Source organism: Pelagibius sp., from assembly GCF_028281305.1.
Lineage (GTDB): Bacteria > Pseudomonadota > Alphaproteobacteria > Kiloniellales > Kiloniellaceae > Pelagibius.
In genome coordinates this window covers 82,244-98,781 of record NZ_JANQKD010000096.1, presented here as the reverse complement: position 1 = coordinate 98,781, position 16,538 = coordinate 82,244, and the positions used below count along the sequence as shown (strand labels likewise).

Below are 16,538 nucleotides of genomic sequence, written 5' to 3'. Positions count from 1 at the left end.
CGGCTCAGGCCGCGTCGACGGTCTTGCTGCTGACCCGCTCCGCCGGCAGCAGGGCGGAGATCCGCGTGCCCTTGCCCAGTTCGCTTTCAAGCGTGATGCGGCCGCCGTGGACCTCCATCAGCGCATGGCAGAGCGGCAGACCCAGGCCGGTTCCTTCGTGCTTGCGGCTGAGGCTCGATTCGACCTGGGTAAAGGGCTCCATCACACGGTCCTGATCCGCCGGCGCGATGCCGATGCCGTCGTCGGCCACTTCGAAGCCGGCGCCCTGCCCGGGCGTCGCCCAGGCCCGCACCAACACCCGCCCGCCGGCGGGCGTGAATTTGACGGCATTGGACAGGAGATTGATCAGAACCTGCTTCAGCCGGCGCTGGTCGGCCCTGACAAGGGCCAGGGGACTGTGAAACTCGCTTTCAAGGGCAACCCCGTTGTCGCGCGCACGCGGGCCGACCAGCCTCAGCCCGGAGGCGACCACGTCACGCAGATCGACCTCTTCTTCATGCAGGTCGATCATCCCCGCCTCGGCCTTGGAGACATCCAGGATGTCGTTGATGATCGCCAGAAGGTGACTGCCGCTTTCGTGGATGTTGCGGATGTAGTCGCGGTAGTTGTCGTGCCCGACCGGTCCGAAGACCTGCTTGTCGATCAACTCCGAAAACCCGATGATGGCGTTGAGGGGCGTGCGCAGTTCGTGGCTCATCGTCGCCAGGAATTCGCCCTTGGTGCGGTTGGCGAACTCTGCGGCCTCCTTGGCACTCATCAGTTCCTGCTCTGCGATCTTGCGCTGCGTCACGTCGCTGAGCGAGCCGGCCATGCGGTAGACGCGGCCGTCCGGCCCCCGCTGTCCGAGGCCTCTGGCCCTGACCCATCGATACTGCCCGTCGTCGCCGCGCAGCCGGTATTCATGATCGTAGTATTCGCTGTCGCCGCGCAGGTGTTCGCGGATCAGCTGGCGTACGGTCCTCAGGTCTTCAGGATGGACCCGTTCGAACCATTCTGCGGCGGGCACCGTCGGGCCAATGCCTGCGATGCCGGTTATCTCCCTCAGGCGGCGGGAAACGTAGATGCCGTTGATCTCGTCGCCCCACTCCCAGATGCCTTCGTTCGCGCCCTGCAGCGCCAGGGCGTAGCGCTGCTCGCTCTTGCGCAGCGCTTCTTCGATTTTCTTGGTCTCGGTGATGTCGGTATAGACCATCACATAGGCACCATTGGCGAGGCGCCGGGTGCGCATCTCCAGCACGCTGCCGTCGGGGCGCACGCGCTCCATGCGCGATTGCTGGTTGTCCAGCAGGATCGAGGTGCGGCGGCGGATCTCCTCTTCGATGTCGATCTCGCCGTACTCGCCGCGCTCGGCGTTGAAGCGCACGAGGTCTTGGAAGGTGATGCCTCTGCGCAACAGGTCATAGGGAATGCCGAGCAGCTTGCTCAGTTCGCGGTTAAAGACGACCAGGCGCAGCTCGGAATCGAAGATGCAGACGCCGACGGGAAGGCTTTCGACGATCGCATGCACCAGCTTCGACTTGCTGTCGGCGGCTTTTTCGGCCGAGGCCTTCGCACTCTGCAGGGCTTCCTGCACGGCGGAGATCAGGCACACCATACAGAGAAGAGTCATGCCGGTGTGCAGGATCACCCGCCATTCGCTGTCGATCTGAACCGCGTTCCAGGAAGGAGAGGTGGAGATCTGCGTCAGTTCAGTCAACAGGTATGTGGCGAAGATCAGCAGCGGCCCTGCGCAGATGATCGATATGAGGCGTTGCTCGCTGCGGTAGCGGCGCCAGAAGAGCAGCCCGGCCGCACCAACAGCGGCGATGGCGCCCAGCCGCAGGGCCAGGAACACAGGCAGCGGCATGTCGGAATGGATCAGGCAACCAACGGTGACGACGAGAATGCCGGCAGCAGCCAGCAGCAGCGGGGTCAGGTAGATGCGGTGGCCGAGGAAGCTGAGGGATCCGCCCAGCAGCAGCACGGCGGTCACCGCCTGGCTGCCCTCGTGAATGGCCACTGCGCAGGCTGGCCAGTACCAGGCGGAAACGGCGAGCGCGGCAAGGCCGAGAGCCTCGATGCCGAGGCCCGCCGACCACCAGGTCAGCGCCGGCGCGGAGTCGCCGCGGCGCGCCAGGGTGAGCGTCATGATGGCCAGCATGGCCGGCGCCATGGCGGTGACCAATATCACCGTTGCGAAAGAGAACTGCGTATCGCCAAACGGCATGAAGGCATCAACCCGACTGCGAGGCGCTCTCACCGGACTTGGCGCGGCGCTGGCAGATGCTGCCCGCGCTGCCGGCGCCGGAGAGAGGGCGCGAGGCTAGACTGATACCCTAGTGTGGTTAAGCGATCCTAAAGGCGTTGACAAAACTCAACCTAGAGTTTGCGCCTGCGTGAGCCCGTCTTCTAGCTGTCATAGGCCAGCAGGGTGTCGATCGGAATGTCCAGGTTCTCCCGGCCCTTGAGGAAGGTAAGCTCGATGATGCAGGCCGCACCGGTGACGACAGCTCCTGCCGAGCCCAGCAGCTTTGCTGCCGCATTCATGGTGCCGCCGGTCGCCAGCAGATCGTCCAGCAGGAACACGCGCTGGCCGCGTGCGACCGCATCGGACTGGATCTCGATGGTGTCGCTGCCGTACTCAAGGTCGTAGGTGTAGGGGATCGTCGCACCGGGCAGCTTGCCCTTCTTTCGGACCATGACGAAGCCCAGATTCAACTTAAGCGCAAGCGGTGCCGCCACCAGGAAGCCGCGGGATTCGATGCCGGCCAGGACGTCAGGCTTGTGTTCGCGAACGATGTCCGAAAGCCGCTCGACCGTGGCCTGCCAAGCGCCCGGATGCGCGAGCAGCGGGGAGATGTCGTAGAACAGAATGCCGGGGGTCGGAAAGTCCGGAATCGGACGGATGTGTTCTCTCAGATTCATGGTGCTGCCTGCTGCCCCCTTTTGACGTGTGTCTTGCCCTGCTGCCTGGCCCTGCTGCTTGGCCCGGTGTGCGGGTCGATTGCCCCCATTGCCCGACACATCGGGCGCGCGCATCCTCCGGTCGCGCCGAGGCACCGGGCGCGCGCATCCTAATGTGCCGGCCGCGCCGAGACAACGCGCGGGACGCGATTCCACGGCCCTGCTCTGTCAGATCCCCGCGGTCCACGCGACTGGCGTTCCGGGCAGCTTTGCGCCCAGCGCAACCCTTGGAGGCTTGCCCGCAATCGATCAGGGGTGTCAACTGTGAGCCTCCATATGACTCACTCCACATGCGAGTTCCGGATCATGAGCTACGTTTTCCCGCGCCATACCAAGGCGTCCTATCCCGTGGCTGTTTCGGGAGAGGGGCCCTATCTGATCGACCAGACGGGCCGCCGATACCTGGACGCCTCCGGTGGCGCGGCTGTTTCCTGCCTGGGGCACGGGCACCCGGCTGTGGTGGCGGCGATCAAGGCGCAGGTCGACCGCCTCGCCTACGCGCACAGCGGTTTCTTCACCAATGAAGCCTCCGAAGCGCTGGCCGAGCACCTGATCACCCGGGCGCCGGACGGACTGGGCCGGGTCTACTTCGTCTCCGGCGGGTCGGAGGCCAACGAGACCGCCCTGAAGCTGGCCCGCCAGTTCCACCTGGAAAACGGCCAGCCGGAACGGCACCGCTTCATCGCGCGCCGGCAGAGCTATCACGGCAACACCCTGGGTGCCCTTGCGGTGGGCGGCAACGCAGCCCGGCGCGCTGCTTTCGACCCGCTGCTGATGCCGGCCAGCCACATCGCGCCCTGCTACGCCTACCGCCACCAGCGTCCGGACGAGACGGCAGAGGACTATGGGGAGCGGACGGCCGCAGAGCTGGAGACGGAGATCCAGCGCCTGGGGCCGGAAACCGTGGCGGCCTTCATTGCCGAGCCGGTAGTGGGTGCGACCGCAGGCGTGGTGCCGCCGGTGCCCGGCTACTTCAAACGCGTTCGAGAGATCTGCGACCGTCATGGCGTACTTCTGATCCTCGACGAGGTGATGTGCGGCATGGGACGCACCGGCAGCCTCTATGCCTGCGAGCAGGACGGCATTGCGCCGGACATCCTGACCTGCGCAAAGGGCCTGGGCGGCGGTTATCAGCCGATCGGGGCAGTGCTCGCCGCGCAGCGCATCTACGACACCATTGCCGCCGGCTCGGGCGCCTTCGAGCATGGCTTCACTTACATCGGCCATGCCACCGCCTGCGCCGCCGCTTTGGCGGTTCAACAGACCATCGAATCGGAAGATCTCCTGGCCAATGTGCGCGACCAGGGCGCGGCCCTGCGCGCGGCGCTTGAGGCCCGTTTCGGAAACCACCATCATGTGGGTGATATCCGCGGCCGTGGTCTCTTCATCGGTCTGGAACTGGTCGCCGACCGTGCCGGGAAGGAGCCCTTCGACCCGGCGTTGAAGCTGAATGCCCGGATCAAGAAGCGGGCCATGGCGGAGGGACTTGTCTGCTATCCCGGCGGCGGAACGGCCGATGGGCAGCGCGGTGATCACGTACTCCTGGCACCGCCTTTCATTGTCGGCCCGGAGCATCTTGAGGAACTGGTCGACAAGCTGGGCAGTGCCATCGACGCGGCGCTGGAAGAGATGCCGGCCTTGCAGGCTGCGGGGCCGGCATGAGCCTGCCCGAGACTGCCGACTGGCCGCCGCTGATCCTGACGGTGGCGCCGAACGGCGCGCGCAAAACGCGGAAAGACCATCCGGCGGTTCCGATCCGCCCGGCGGAGATCGCGGACACCGCCGCCGCGGCGCTGAAGGCCGGGGCGGCGATGATCCATCTGCACGTCCGCGACGACAAAGAAAGGCACAGTCTGGACCCGGGCGCCTACCGCGAGGCGATCGCCGCCGTGCGCGATGCGGTGGGCGACGACCTGGTTATCCAGGTGACCAGCGAGGCGGTCGGAATCTACACGCCAGCGCAGCAGATGGCGATGGTGCGTGACCTTCAGCCGGAGGCGGTGAGTCTGGCGGTGCGCGAGATCGTTCCCGATGCAGAAAGCGAGGCGGAGGCCGGGCCCTTCCTCGCCTGGCTCGCGGAGGCGGGCATCCTGCCGCAGTACATTCTCTACGACGCCGCCGATCTGGCCCGCTTTGCCGCTCTCAAGGCTGCCGGCGTAGTCCCGCCCGGGCCGGCTTTCCTTCTTTTCGTTCTCGGGCGCTACACGCCGGGCCAGCGCTCGCAGCCGGCGGACCTGCTGCCGTTCATGACGGCCAGGCAGGCGGCTCCGGAAGCAGCAGCGCTGCCCTGGGCGGTCTGCGCGTTCGGGCCGAGGGAGAACGCCTGTGTGACGACAGCCGCCGCTTTGGGCGGCCACGCCAGGATCGGCTTCGAGAACAATCTCTATCTGGCCTCCGGCGCGCTGGCGGCCGACAACGCGGAACTGGTGACCGCCGCCGCGGCGGCGGCGCGGATCATCGGCCGGCCCTTGGCCGATGCCGCGACTGCGCGCCGCCTGATGCGGGGAGAGGCCTAAGCGGCTAGTTGGTTTTGGCGCCCTCGCCATGGTGCATATCGCCGTGGTCCATGGTTCCGTGGTCCATTTTCTCCATGCCGCCCATGCTGCCGACGCTCTCGACGTTTACGGTCACGGTGAGGTCGCCGGCCTGCTCGAAGGTGAGCGTCAGAGGGAAGCTGTCGCCTTCCTTCAAGGGTGCGCTCAGGCCCATGAACATGACGTGGAAGCTGCCCGGCTTGAGCTCGGTCATGCCGGAGGCCGGAACCTCGATGGCCTCCACTTCGCGCATTTGCATCACGCCGTCCTTGTTGATGTGGTTGTGCAGTTCGACGCGTTGGGACACCTCGGCGCTTGCGCTGACGAGGCGATCGCCGGCGGCTCCGCCGTTGTGAATGGTCATATAGGCGGCGCCGTTTCTGGCCTGGCCGGGTGTCGCACGGGCCCAGGGGTGGTCGATCATCAGGCTGCCGACCTTGAAGTCGTGCGCCGCGGCGGGCAGGGGGCCGCCGAAGAGCACGCCCGCGGCGATGACGGCGGCTGGGACGGAAAACGCCGAGAGGGAAAGCTTGAACATGGTCATGGGTCAGGTGTCTCCTGAAACACTTGGGCCGGCGACCTGCCGGCGGCCCAGGCGCTGGCGGTGCGGCCGGGCAATGAAAACGAGGTCTGTTGCGAATCTGGAAAGCTGCGCTCAGGCGCTGATCGGCGGTGCTCTGGCCTGGCAGTCGTAGGCGATTGTCAGCCGGGGTGAGGGGAGGATGCCGGCCGGATTGACGGCCGCATCGGCGGGCGCGTCCAGCACCAGGGCCTGGCTTGCCGGCGCCACCAGCACCTGCTGCAGGAAGACCGTGCAGATCGGGCAGTCATGCCAGTTTGGGTGGCCGCCATGCCCGTCCGGCGAGTCGCCGGCACCCGGGTCTGCCTCCTGTTCCACCCCTTGCTCCACCCGAACCAGGACCACGCCCTCGGCCGTGCAGAGTTCGATGAACAGTGCCGAATCGGAGGCGTGGGCCTGCGCGTGGGGCAGAAGCGCCCCGGTGACCAGCATCGCCAGGCCGTGCCCGCAGAGGGCAACAACGGCCAGAACGGCGGTGACCCGGCGAAAAACCTGTGGTTTCCCGCGCTCAACCGTCCCGAGTTTACCAGCCCTGCCTGCCATAACATGCGGACGATAGGGCAGATTTCCGAGCGAAGCCAGCGCCCGCCTTGCGACAGAGCGCCGCAAGTTGAATTCTACATCTGTTCTCTCGTAAATCGGATTGTACGCCCACAACAACGGGGTGGACATTGAGCAGCGGAACTGTGTTGAATAGGCCCATAAGAACGGTGAGCCAATCACCGGCCCATGGCACAGGGAACAGCGATTCTGCGACGCGCAGCGTTAAATCTTACGCCGCCGGGAGACAGCCGGCCGGACCGCAAAAGGCCCGGACGCGCGGCTCTGCGTCGTTCCTCAGAATTCGTTCCGAGCGTGCACCTGATTGTCACATCGGGGGGAGAGCGGCCGGTCCGCCGAGGCGGGCCTGTCAGGCACTACTATCAACTCAGACCGAAAAGGTCGGGAGCGAAGAACTGATGAAGCATCTTACTCTGAAGTCTACCGTTCTGGGCGTCTCGGTGGCTGCCCTTCTGGCGGCGGCCCCCGCGACCGTGCAGGCGCAGGAGAAATTCGTCACCATCGGCACCGGCGGACAGACCGGCGTCTACTATCAGGTCGGCGGTTCGATCTGCCGCCTGGTGAACCGCGGCACCAAGGACCACGGCATCAAGTGCACCCACACCACGGGCGGCTCCGTGGCCAACATCAACGGCATCCGCTCGGGCGATCTGGACCTCGGCGTGGCACAGTCCGACTGGCAGTTCCATGCCTATAACGGCACCGCGCCGGATCAGTTCCCGGACGGCGCCTACGAAGAGCTGCGGGCGGTTTTCTCCGTGCATCCGGAGCCCTTCACCGTTGTTGCGCGCGCCGACTCCGGCATCACGTCCTTCGACGACCTGAAGGGCAAGCGGGTGAACGTCGGCAATCCCGGCTCCGGTCAGCGCGGCACGATGGAAGTCGTGATGAAGGAGATGGGCTGGTCCATGGACGACTTCAAACTCGCTTCCGAGCTGAAGTCGGCCGAGCAGTCGCAGGCCCTCTGCGACAACAAGATCGATGCCATCGTGTTCACGGTCGGACATCCCAACGGCTCGATCAAGGAAGCCACCACCTCCTGTGAGGCCGTGATGGTTCCGGTGACCGGTGCGGCCATCGACAAGCTGGTGAACGAGAACGCCTACTACGCAACGGCGACGATTCCCGGCGGCATGTACACGGGTACCGACAGCGACACGCAGACCTTCGGCGTCGGCGCGACCTTCGTCGCCTCGACCAATGTCGATGAGGAAACCGTGTATCAGATGGTGAAGGCGGTGTTCGACAACTTCGATCGGTTCAAGAGGTTGCATCCGGCTTTCGCGAACCTCGAAGAAGGCAAGATGATCACCAACAACCTCTCGGCCCCGCTGCATGACGGCGCAGTGCGGTACTACAAGGAACGCGGCTGGATGTAATCCAGCCGATGCAGGGCGGGGCCTCGGCTCCGCCCTCAATTTTTCCCGAACAATCATAATCCGGCGGGGAAGCCGGACGTCGGGGACATGACGAGGGGGACAGCATGAGCGATCAAAAACCAGCCGGCACGCCTATGTCGGATGAAGAACTTCAGGATCTGGTCGCCTCGACCGATACTGGAGCGCGCAATCCCATCGGGCCGACCGGTAAGGTGATTCTCGGTGCAGCGCTGTTGTGGTCGCTCTTTCAGGTCTGGATCGCATCGCCTCTGCCTTTCGCCATCGGCATCGGCGTCTTCAACGACACCGAGGCGCGCTCCATCCATCTCGCGTTTTCGGTCTTTCTGGCCTTTCTTGCCTATCCGGCCCTGAAGCGCTCGCCGCGCGACCGCATTCCGATGCAGGATTGGGCGTTGGCGCTGATCGGCGCCTTCACCGCAGCCTACAACTTCCTGTTCTATACCGAGCTGTCGGCCCGGCCCAACAACCCCAACACAGTGGACATCATCGTCTTCTGCCTCGGCATCCTGCTCCTGCTGGAGGCGACGCGGCGGGCTCTGGGGCCGCCGCTGATGATCGTTGCCATCATCTTCCTGCTCTACACCTTCGGCGGCCCGAATATGCCGGGCATCCTGGCCTGGAAAGGCGCCAGCTTCGGCGCGGTCGCCTACCACCAGTGGATCTCTTCGGAGGGCGTCTTCGGCATCGCGCTGGGCGTATCCACCGGCTTTGTCTTCCTCTTCGTCCTCTTCGGCGCCTTGCTCGACAAGGCCGGCGCCGGCAACTACTTCATCAAGGTCGCCTTCTCGCTGCTGGGCCACTACCGCGGCGGGCCTGCGAAGGCGGCGGTCGTCGCATCGGCCATGACCGGCCTGATCTCCGGCTCCTCCATCGCCAACGTGGTGACCACCGGCACCTTCACCATTCCGATGATGAAGCGGGTCGGCTTCTCGCCGGAGAAGGCGGGCGCCGTCGAGGTGGGCTCCTCGGTGAACGGCCAGATCATGCCGCCGGTGATGGGCGCAGCAGCCTTCCTTATGGTCGAGTACGTCGGCATTTCCTACTTCGAGGTGGTCAAACACGCCTTCATCCCGGCTCTGATCTCCTACATCGCGCTGGTCTACATCGTGCACCTGGAGGCGATGAAGGCGGACATGAAGGGGCTGCCCCGGGCATCGGAGCCGAAGCCCTGGATGGTGGCCATCACCGGGTTCCTGATCGGCGCTTTCGGCACCGCTGCCGTCGCGGTCGCGGTCTACTATGGCCTGGGTTGGATCAAACCGGCCTTCGGCGATGCCGCGGGCTTTGTCATTGCGGCCCTCCTGATCGCGGTCTACGTCGGCCTCGTGCGGTTCTGCTCCACCTATCCGGAGCTGGAACTGGATGATCCCAACGCGCCCGTCGTGTCGCTGCCGAAGACCGGGCCGACGGTGAAGTCGGGCCTGCACTTCCTTCTGCCGGTGATCGTGCTGGTCTGGTGCCTGATGGTGGAGCGGCTCTCTCCGGCGCTCTCGGCCTTCTGGGCAACCGCCTTCATGATGTTCATCCTGCTGACCCAGCGTCCCCTGTTCGCGGCTTTCAGAAAGGTCGGCGATCTTTCGGCGGCGGTCAGGCAGGGCTGGAACGAGCTCATCGACGGTCTGATCACCGGCGCCCGCAACATGATCGGCATCGGCATCGCCACGGCGACCGCCGGCATCATCGTCGGCGCGGTGTCGCAGACCGGCGTCGGCCTCGTGTTGGCGGAGATGGTGGAGATCCTCTCCTTCGGGAACATCGTTCTCATCCTATTGCTGACGGCGGTGCTCAGCCTGATCCTCGGCATGGGGCTGCCGACCACGGCCAATTACATCGTGGTGTCCTCGCTGCTGGCGCCCGTGATCGTTCAGCTGGGCCAGGACGCCGGCCTCATCGTGCCGCTGATCGCCGTGCACCTCTTCGTCTTCTACTTCGGCATCATGGCCGACGTGACGCCGCCGGTCGGCCTCGCGTCCTTCGCGGCGGCGGCGGTGTCCGGCGGCGATCCCATCAAGACCGGTTTCGTCGCCTTCTTCTACAGCCTCCGCACGGCGGCGCTGCCCTTCCTCTTCATCTTCAACACCGATCTGCTGCTGATCAATGTCGGCTGGGGCGGCGGCATCCTGGTCTTTATCGTGGCGACGGCGGCGATGCTGATATTCGCCGCGGCGACCCAGGGCTTCTTCCTGGCGCGCAACCGCATTTACGAGACGGTGCTGCTGCTGCTGATCGCCTTTACCCTCTTCAGGCCCGGCTTCTGGATGGACATGGTCTCGCCGCCGACCCAGGAGGTGGCGCCGAACCAGATCGTCGCCGCCGCCGACCGCATGGAGGCGGGCGAGCAGTTGCGTCTGCGGGTCGACGGTGAGGACGCGGTCGGCAACCCGCGCAGTTTCGTCGCCGTTCTGCCGCTCGGCGAGGGCGAGACGGGCGAGGAGCGCCTGACCTCGGCGGGGCTCTTCTTGTTCATCGATGGCGATGTCGTCGAGGTCGACAATGCAGAGTTCGACTCACCGGCCCAGGCAACCGGTCTCGACTTCGGCCAGATCATTGTGGTTGTCGAAGAACCTGCCGACCAGCTGCCCAAGCAACTGATGTACGTCCCGGCACTGTTGCTGCTGGCGCTGATCATCGTCATGCAGCGGGGGCGCCGGCGCAAACAGTTGGCCGAGGCCACCGCCTAGTCATCGCCAAGGGGGAATCGAAGGTTATGTTCAAGGATATTCTGCTGCCGGTCGACCTGGGCAACCGGGAAACCCAGCAAAAGGCGGTGACGGCGGCGGTGGAGATGGCCAAGGCGTTTCACAGCCGTCTTCACGTCATGACCATCGTGCCGGACTTCGGCATGAGCATCGTCAGCGGATTCTTTCCGGCCAACTTCGAGGAACAGGCGCTGGAGGAGGCCAACAGCCAACTCCATGCCTTCGTGCAGGAGGCCATCCCCGGCGATATCGAGGTGCAGCACGTGGTTGCCCACGGCACCATCTACGAGGAGATCCTGCGCTTCGCCCGGGAGCACCCGGTGGACATGATCGTCATGGCTTCCCACCGGCCCGAGCTGCAGGACTATCTCCTCGGCCCCAACGCAGCCCGCGTGGTGCGTCACGCCAACTGCTCGGTCACCGTGGTGCGGGATTAGCGCAAGGGGCACGCGGGCGCAGCTACGGCGCTGTTGGCCGGCTCTCCTGTCCAAATCGTGATGAGCCGTTGGTGGATCGCCCGGGGTAGACCTGGCTAAGCTCGTACCATGGCTGGCGGTCTTCCGATCCTTCCATCAAGACGGGCCTTGCTCTGCGGGCTGACTGCGCTGGCGGCCCTGCCTGCGACGGCGGCCGTGGCGGGTGCTGCTGGCTGGCGGATGCCGGAAGTGATCGCCGTGCCTGCCGGGCCGTTCATCGCCGGGTCCGATCGGGCCGAGCGGGAAGCCGCCTACCTGCTGGACGAGGCCGCCTACGGCCATAGCCGCACCCGCGAGGGCCGCTGGTACGAGGGGGAGCGCGCGCGGGGGCCCGTGACGCTGCCGGCCTTTACCATCGCCCGCGGACTGGTCACCAACCGCTTCTATGCCGCTTTCGTCGCGGACAGCGGGCATCCGGCGCCCGATGTCGATCCTGAGACCTGGGCCGGCTACGGCCTGATCCACCCTTACGAGCGCACCCGCCGCCATGCCTGGCGCGGCAGGCGGCCGCCGCCGGGGCGGGAGGACCACCCGGTGGTGCTGGTCTCTCATGGCGATGCCGAGGCCTTTGCCGCCTGGCTGAGCGCCGAGACCGGCCGGCGCTGGCGCCTGCCCAGCGCCCTGGAGTGGGAGAAGGCCGCCCGCGGCGACGACGGCCGCCGCTTCCCCTGGGGCGATGACTGGGACCCGGCGCGCCTCAACAGTCACGACCAGGGCCCCTTCGACACGCTGCCGGCGGGCAGCTTCCCGGCCGGCGCCAGCCCCTATGGCTTGCTGGATGCGGCCGGCCAGGTCTTCGAGTGGACCGCCAGTCCACAAGGGGAGGGGCGCTTCCTGGTCAAGGGCGGCTCCTGGGACGACAGCGGCTGCGGGGTCTGCCGGCCCGCGGCCCAGCACGGCCGCCCCCGCGACCTGAAACACATACTCATCGGCTTTCGTCTCATCGTGGATTAAGGTTATCGTGATATGCCGGTGCCTAGGGTTCTGAGGCTTCACGGCGAAGTGATGCGCAGAGGGCTCGCATTGGCGGGCCGGGGTCAGTAGGTATCAGAAGCGATGAGAAGCGAAGCACAGATCAAGGACAGCGCCCTCGACGACGGTATCGCGCTGGAGCAGCTCTCCACCGAGGCCCTGGAGGCCATGGCCGAGGCCGGACGCGAGGTCGCGGAGGTTCATCGCATCCTCGCCAAGACCGGCGACAACATCGTCGGCGAGCTGTTGAAAAACAACGGCACCTTCTACGAGTGGGACCACTACCCGCCGGGTGATGTCTACGACCATGAGACCCACGGGCAGTTCTACTATCACGCCCATGCGCCCGAGCAGCGGTTCGAGGGCGAGCACGGCCACTTCCATACCTTTGTCCGGCCCAAGGGCATGCCCCCGGGAATCAAGCCTGCAAAGATCGCGGGCTATGTCGCTCCGAAAGACCCCAACGACGCGCTCAGCCATCTGATCGCGGTTTCCATGACCCCCGCCGGTCTGCCGTTTCGCATCTTCACCGTGAACCGCTGGGTCACCGGCGAGATCTGGTACAGCGCCGAGGACGTCTCTGTCCTGCTGGACTACTTCAAGATCGACCACGCCCAGCCTTCCTGGCCCGTGAACCGCTGGATTACCGGCATGGTTCAGCTCTACAAGCCGCAGATCATCGATCTCGTGGAGGCCCGCGACCGCAAGATCGCGCAGTGGCAGCAGCTCTATGCGGATCGCGACGTCTTTGAGGACCGAGACCTGGAAGTCACCTCTTACCTCGACATCGATCTGGATCGGCAGATCCAGGCTGTCGCGAAGGTGCTGCTCGACCGGCAATAAAGCCGCGCTTTTTGCTCAATCCCAGATTGAAAATCGAGGGCCCAGCCGCCCGGCGGGGCGGATTGCGCTGCCTACGGTGCTGGCGGCGGAGGCCGCCTATATCGGGAAATTTTAAGCATGAATTAACGCCGCTCGCCCATACTGCTGAGGTGGGACTGCCGCCTATGGTCGAGTGGAGGCTGCAGGGCCGCCTCACCATTACGGGCGAGCAAAAAAAGCGGGCTGATCGAGAGACACATGACAGGACATCTTTCCCAAAGCGACGTTGCACGCCTGATGGCGGATCCCTCGCCGGCGGTGCGGGCGCAGACCACCTCCAAGATCGCGGCGCAGTACGACCGCAAGCATCCCCGCATGACGGATGCGGAACGCCAGATCGCCGAGGAGATCTTCCGCAAGCTGGCCCAGGACGCGGAAACCCGCGTGCGCGAGGCCCTTGCCGCGAACCTGAAGACCACGGCCGACCTGCCCCACGATATTGCCCTCAGCCTCGCCCAGGATGTGGACAGCGTGGCGCTGCCGGTTCTGAAGTTTTCCGAGGTTCTCACCGACGACGATCTGATCGCCATCCTGCGCAGCGAGAACGCTGACGCCAAGCAGGTCGCCATCGCCCAGCGGGAAACCGTTTCGGGCGCCGTCGCCGATGCCCTGATTGATACCGGCAACGAGACTGCCGTGGCACGGCTGGTCGCAAACGAAGGTGCCCAGCTCAGCGAAGACGCGCTTGGCCGCGTTCTCAGCGACTACGATGAAAGCGAGGCCGTGTCGGACTCGCTGGCGCGCCGTTCGCAACTTCCGGCCAGTATTTCCGAGCAGCTGGTGGCTGCGATGTCGGAGAAGCTGCAGGACTACCTGGTCAGCAAGCACAATCTCTCCAGCGATGCCGCCAGCAACCTGATCCTCCAGACGCGCGAGCGCGCGACGGTCAGCCTGCTGAGCCGCGGCTCGTCCGACGAAGAGCTGGAGGAACTGGTCTTCCAACTGCACGTGAACGGCCGTCTGACGGCCTCCCTGATCATGCGGGCGCTTTGCGTCGGCGACCTCTCGTTCTTTGAGGCGGCCATGGCCCGTCTCGCCAACGTGCCCCTGAAGAACGCGCGGATGCTGATCCATGACGAGGGGGATCTTGGCCTGCGGTCGATCTACCAGAAGGCCAAGATGCCGCCGCGCCTGCTGGCCGCCGTCAACACCGCGGTCACCATCCTGGAAGAAGAGGACTACGACGGCGGGCGCAACGACCGCGAGCGTTTCGTGAGCCGCGTTATCGAGCGCCTTCTGACCCAGTTCGAGGACCCGTCCTCGACCATGACCCAGGATGACATCGACTACCTGATGTCCAAGCTGCACCAGCTGGCAGCCTGACCGGATCTATCGCTTTAGACCTGGCGTGAGCAGGAAGAACGGCGCCAGCCCGCGAGGGTTGGCGCCGTTCGCTGTTTTCAGGCGATGAGCCGGCGTCGCTAATCCAGCAGCACGCGCGGCAGCCAGAGGGCAATCTCCGGAAAAGCGATCACCAGGCCCAGCCCCGTCAGCTGCAGCAGCACGAAGGGGATGATGCCCTTGTAGATCTGTTGGATCTTCACCTCGGGCGGTGCCACCCCCTTCATGTAGAACAGGGCAAAGCCGAAGGGCGGCGTCAGGAAGGAAGTCTGCAGGTTCACCGCCAGAAGGATGGCGAACCAGTAGATGACCTCGACGCCCTGCACGTGCTCGCCGAAGTCGAGTTCGGCGATGATCGGCGCGAAGACCGGCAGCACGATCAGCGTGATCTCGATCCAGTCGAAGAAAAAGCCGAGGAAGAAGACGATCCCCATCAGGATGAAGAGCAGCCCCCAGGAGCCGAAGCCGAGACTCTCGACCAATTCTATGACGAGATGTTCTCCGCCCAATTGCCGGAAGACCAGGGCAAAACAGGTGGCGCCGATGAAAATGCCGAACAGCATGCCACCGGTCAGCGCCGCGCGTTCAAGCACCTCCTTGAGCACGGCAAAGCTGAGCCGCCGGTTCAGCATCGCCAGCAGGATCGCGCCGGCACCGCCGACGCCGGCCGCCTCCGTCGGCGTCGCCCAGCCGAAGACGATGGATCCAAGCACGAGAAACACCAGGAACAGCGGCGGAATGAAAGACCGCAGCACCAGCAGCAGCAGGCCGGCCAGCGACTCCGGTCCTTCATCCGCTGACAGCGGCGGGGCCAGCTGCGGCTTGAAGCGGCAGAGCACCAGGATGTAGAGCATGTAGAAGCTGGCCAGCATGAAGCCCGGGATGATGGCGGCCACGAATAGATTGCCGACCGAGCGCGCCAGCAGATCGGCCATGATCACCAGCATGATCGAGGGCGGAATGAGAATGCCCAGGGTTCCCGATGCGGCGATCGTGCCGGTGGCAAGCGGGCTGTTGTAGCTCTGTTTCATCATGACCGGCAGGGCCAGCAGGGTCATCATCACCACCGAGGCGCCGATGATGCCCGTGGTTGCCGCCATGATGGTGCCCATCAGCGTGACCGACAGGGCCAGGCCGCCCGGCACCCGGCGCAGCAGGACCTGCAGGCAGTGCAGCAGGTCGCTGGCCACGCCGCTGCGCTCCAACATGGTGCCCATGAAAATGAACATGGGAATGGCGGTCAGCACCAGGTTCTCGGCGATGCCACCCCAGATACGCAGTGGAATGTTGAACAACTGAATAAAAGAGAAGGTTTCGAAGAATATGCCTACAAAGGCAAACGCGAGTCCGATACCGCCGAGCACGAAGGCAACGGGATAGCCGCTGAACAGCAGGATGGCCAGGGCGCCGAACATGAAGAGCGGCAGGTAGTCTTCGATGTAGAAGTCCATCAGCGCCGCTCCTCTTTATTGCTTTTATCGTTTTCGTCCTCACCGAACTGGGCCGGGGTCATCTGGTCCAGGTGTTCGGCCTCTGCTTCCTCGATGTCGTGCACCTTTTCGCGCAGGTCCTCGGGCCCGAAGAGCTCGACGATCTTGCGCAGCACCACGGCCACCCCGCTGAGGGCCAGCAAGGTGAAGCCCAGCGGAATCGCCGATTTGATGATCCAGCGATGGGTGAGGCCGGTGGCCGAAGCCGAGACCTCGTTGGAGACGAAGGACTTGTAGGTGTAGTCGATTGAGAAGTAGATCACCAAGACACAGTAGGGGATGAGAAAGAGCAGGCAGCCTGCGAGCTCGATCCACCACTGAGTCCGCTCGCTGAGATTTTCGCGTACCAGATCGATGCGCACGTGCGCGTCTTTCAGATAGGCGAAGCCCAGGCAGAAGGCGAAGAGGATGGTGTGAAGGTGCCACTCAAGTTCCTGCAGCTTCGTCGAGCCGAGAACGAAGAAGCGCCGGGTCACCACGTCAAAGACGGTGACGAGGATCAGGAGCAGTCCCGCCCAGGCGGCAATCTTGCCGACCTTGACGATGATGCGGTCCAGGCCCTCGCTGACGCGCATCAGCAGTTCCATGATGTCATCCCACCCTCTGCTGCTTGGAGTTTCCTGCGGCTGAGCCGAAGGGGCGCATGGCCTTGCTGGTAAA

14 protein-coding genes are annotated in these 16,538 nt (G+C 64.9%); 8 read left to right on the top strand and 6 right to left on the bottom strand.

What is annotated here, in order from left to right:
* Positions 1–4 precede the first annotated feature (4 nt).
* Together Q0982_RS18845 and Q0982_RS18840 are read right to left on the bottom strand one after the other, a co-directional pair.
* Positions 5–2,206 carry a PAS-domain containing protein gene (locus Q0982_RS18845; protein WP_299398113.1) on the bottom strand — a complete coding sequence of 734 codons (2,202 nt, stop codon included), beginning with the start codon at positions 2,204–2,206 and terminating at the stop codon, positions 5–7.
* A gap of 182 nt (positions 2,207–2,388) precedes the next feature.
* Positions 2,389–2,904 carry an adenine phosphoribosyltransferase gene (locus Q0982_RS18840; RefSeq protein WP_299398110.1) on the bottom strand — a complete coding sequence of 172 codons (516 nt, stop codon included), beginning with the start codon at positions 2,902–2,904 and terminating at the stop codon, positions 2,389–2,391.
* Between the two features lie 345 nt (positions 2,905–3,249).
* Here Q0982_RS18840 and Q0982_RS18835 point away from each other — a divergent pair, with 345 nt between their 5' ends.
* Both Q0982_RS18835 and Q0982_RS18830 read left to right on the top strand, forming a co-directional pair.
* Positions 3,250–4,605, top strand: a complete 1,356-nt coding sequence (locus Q0982_RS18835) for an aspartate aminotransferase family protein (RefSeq protein ID WP_299398108.1) — start codon at positions 3,250–3,252, stop codon at positions 4,603–4,605.
* On the top strand, positions 4,602–5,459 hold the full coding sequence (locus Q0982_RS18830) for a 3-keto-5-aminohexanoate cleavage protein (RefSeq protein WP_299398105.1): 858 nt from the start codon (positions 4,602–4,604) through the stop codon (positions 5,457–5,459). The genes Q0982_RS18835 and Q0982_RS18830 overlap by 4 nt, the downstream gene beginning before the upstream one ends.
* 4 nt (positions 5,460–5,463) lie before the next feature.
* Here Q0982_RS18830 and Q0982_RS18825 read toward each other — a convergent pair whose 3' ends face one another.
* Together Q0982_RS18825 and Q0982_RS18820 are read right to left on the bottom strand one after the other, a co-directional pair.
* Positions 5,464–6,021, bottom strand: coding sequence for a copper chaperone PCu(A)C (locus tag Q0982_RS18825; protein ID WP_299398104.1), 558 nt, complete (start codon positions 6,019–6,021; stop codon positions 5,464–5,466).
* Between the two features lie 111 nt (positions 6,022–6,132).
* Complete coding sequence (locus Q0982_RS18820; protein WP_299398102.1) at positions 6,133–6,600, bottom strand: DUF2946 family protein; 468 nt, start codon at positions 6,598–6,600, stop codon at positions 6,133–6,135.
* Between the two features lie 416 nt (positions 6,601–7,016).
* Between Q0982_RS18820 and Q0982_RS18815 the strand changes: the two genes are divergently transcribed.
* The 6 genes from Q0982_RS18815 to Q0982_RS18790 all read left to right on the top strand — a co-directional run bounded on the left by Q0982_RS18815 (position 7,017) and on the right by Q0982_RS18790 (position 14,370).
* Entirely contained in the window at positions 7,017–7,997 is a 981-nt protein-coding gene (locus Q0982_RS18815) for a TAXI family TRAP transporter solute-binding subunit (protein WP_299398101.1), read from the top strand.
* 104 nt (positions 7,998–8,101) lie between these two features.
* Complete coding sequence (locus Q0982_RS18810; protein ID WP_299398099.1) at positions 8,102–10,699, top strand: TRAP transporter permease; 2,598 nt, start codon at positions 8,102–8,104, stop codon at positions 10,697–10,699.
* A 26-nt stretch (positions 10,700–10,725) separates the two neighbouring features.
* Positions 10,726–11,154 carry a universal stress protein gene (locus Q0982_RS18805; RefSeq protein WP_299398097.1) on the top strand — a complete coding sequence of 143 codons (429 nt, stop codon included), beginning with the start codon at positions 10,726–10,728 and terminating at the stop codon, positions 11,152–11,154.
* 108 nt (positions 11,155–11,262) lie between these two features.
* Entirely contained in the window at positions 11,263–12,147 is an 885-nt protein-coding gene (locus tag Q0982_RS18800) for an SUMF1/EgtB/PvdO family nonheme iron enzyme (RefSeq protein ID WP_299398095.1), read from the top strand.
* 102 nt (positions 12,148–12,249) lie between these two features.
* Positions 12,250–13,008 carry a hypothetical protein gene (locus Q0982_RS18795; RefSeq protein ID WP_299398092.1) on the top strand — a complete coding sequence of 253 codons (759 nt, stop codon included), beginning with the start codon at positions 12,250–12,252 and terminating at the stop codon, positions 13,006–13,008.
* Positions 13,009–13,245: 237 nt separating this feature from the next.
* Positions 13,246–14,370, top strand: coding sequence for a DUF2336 domain-containing protein (locus Q0982_RS18790; protein ID WP_299398090.1), 1,125 nt, complete (start codon positions 13,246–13,248; stop codon positions 14,368–14,370).
* A gap of 98 nt (positions 14,371–14,468) precedes the next feature.
* On the opposite strand, the gene Q0982_RS18785 is transcribed toward Q0982_RS18790, so the two are convergent.
* Positions 14,469–15,839, bottom strand: a complete 1,371-nt coding sequence (locus tag Q0982_RS18785; protein WP_299398087.1) for a TRAP transporter large permease subunit — start codon at positions 15,837–15,839, stop codon at positions 14,469–14,471.
* Positions 15,839–16,465, bottom strand: coding sequence for a TRAP transporter small permease subunit (locus tag Q0982_RS18780; protein WP_299398085.1), 627 nt, complete (start codon positions 16,463–16,465; stop codon positions 15,839–15,841). The genes Q0982_RS18785 and Q0982_RS18780 overlap by 1 nt, the downstream gene beginning before the upstream one ends.
* Positions 16,466–16,538 lie beyond the last annotated feature (73 nt).

Bases quoted from the DNA above. Each gene is read 5' to 3' on its own strand.
- Q0982_RS18845 (WP_299398113.1), bottom strand. From the start codon at position 2,206: ATGCCGTTTGGCGATACGCAGTTCTCTTTCGCAACGGTGATATTGGTC.
- Q0982_RS18840 (WP_299398110.1), bottom strand. From the start codon at position 2,904: ATGAATCTGAGAGAACACATCCGTCCGATTCCGGACTTTCCGACCCCC.
- Q0982_RS18835 (WP_299398108.1), top strand. From the start codon at position 3,250: ATGAGCTACGTTTTCCCGCGCCATACCAAGGCGTCCTATCCCGTGGCT.
- Q0982_RS18830 (WP_299398105.1), top strand. From the start codon at position 4,602: ATGAGCCTGCCCGAGACTGCCGACTGGCCGCCGCTGATCCTGACGGTG.
- Q0982_RS18825 (WP_299398104.1), bottom strand. From the start codon at position 6,021: ATGACCATGTTCAAGCTTTCCCTCTCGGCGTTTTCCGTCCCAGCCGCC.
- Q0982_RS18820 (WP_299398102.1), bottom strand. From the start codon at position 6,600: ATGGCAGGCAGGGCTGGTAAACTCGGGACGGTTGAGCGCGGGAAACCA.
- Q0982_RS18815 (WP_299398101.1), top strand. From the start codon at position 7,017: ATGAAGCATCTTACTCTGAAGTCTACCGTTCTGGGCGTCTCGGTGGCT.
- Q0982_RS18810 (WP_299398099.1), top strand. From the start codon at position 8,102: ATGAGCGATCAAAAACCAGCCGGCACGCCTATGTCGGATGAAGAACTT.
- Q0982_RS18805 (WP_299398097.1), top strand. From the start codon at position 10,726: ATGTTCAAGGATATTCTGCTGCCGGTCGACCTGGGCAACCGGGAAACC.
- Q0982_RS18800 (WP_299398095.1), top strand. From the start codon at position 11,263: ATGGCTGGCGGTCTTCCGATCCTTCCATCAAGACGGGCCTTGCTCTGC.
- Q0982_RS18795 (WP_299398092.1), top strand. From the start codon at position 12,250: ATGAGAAGCGAAGCACAGATCAAGGACAGCGCCCTCGACGACGGTATC.
- Q0982_RS18790 (WP_299398090.1), top strand. From the start codon at position 13,246: ATGACAGGACATCTTTCCCAAAGCGACGTTGCACGCCTGATGGCGGAT.
- Q0982_RS18785 (WP_299398087.1), bottom strand. From the start codon at position 15,839: ATGGACTTCTACATCGAAGACTACCTGCCGCTCTTCATGTTCGGCGCC.
- Q0982_RS18780 (WP_299398085.1), bottom strand. From the start codon at position 16,465: ATGGAACTGCTGATGCGCGTCAGCGAGGGCCTGGACCGCATCATCGTC.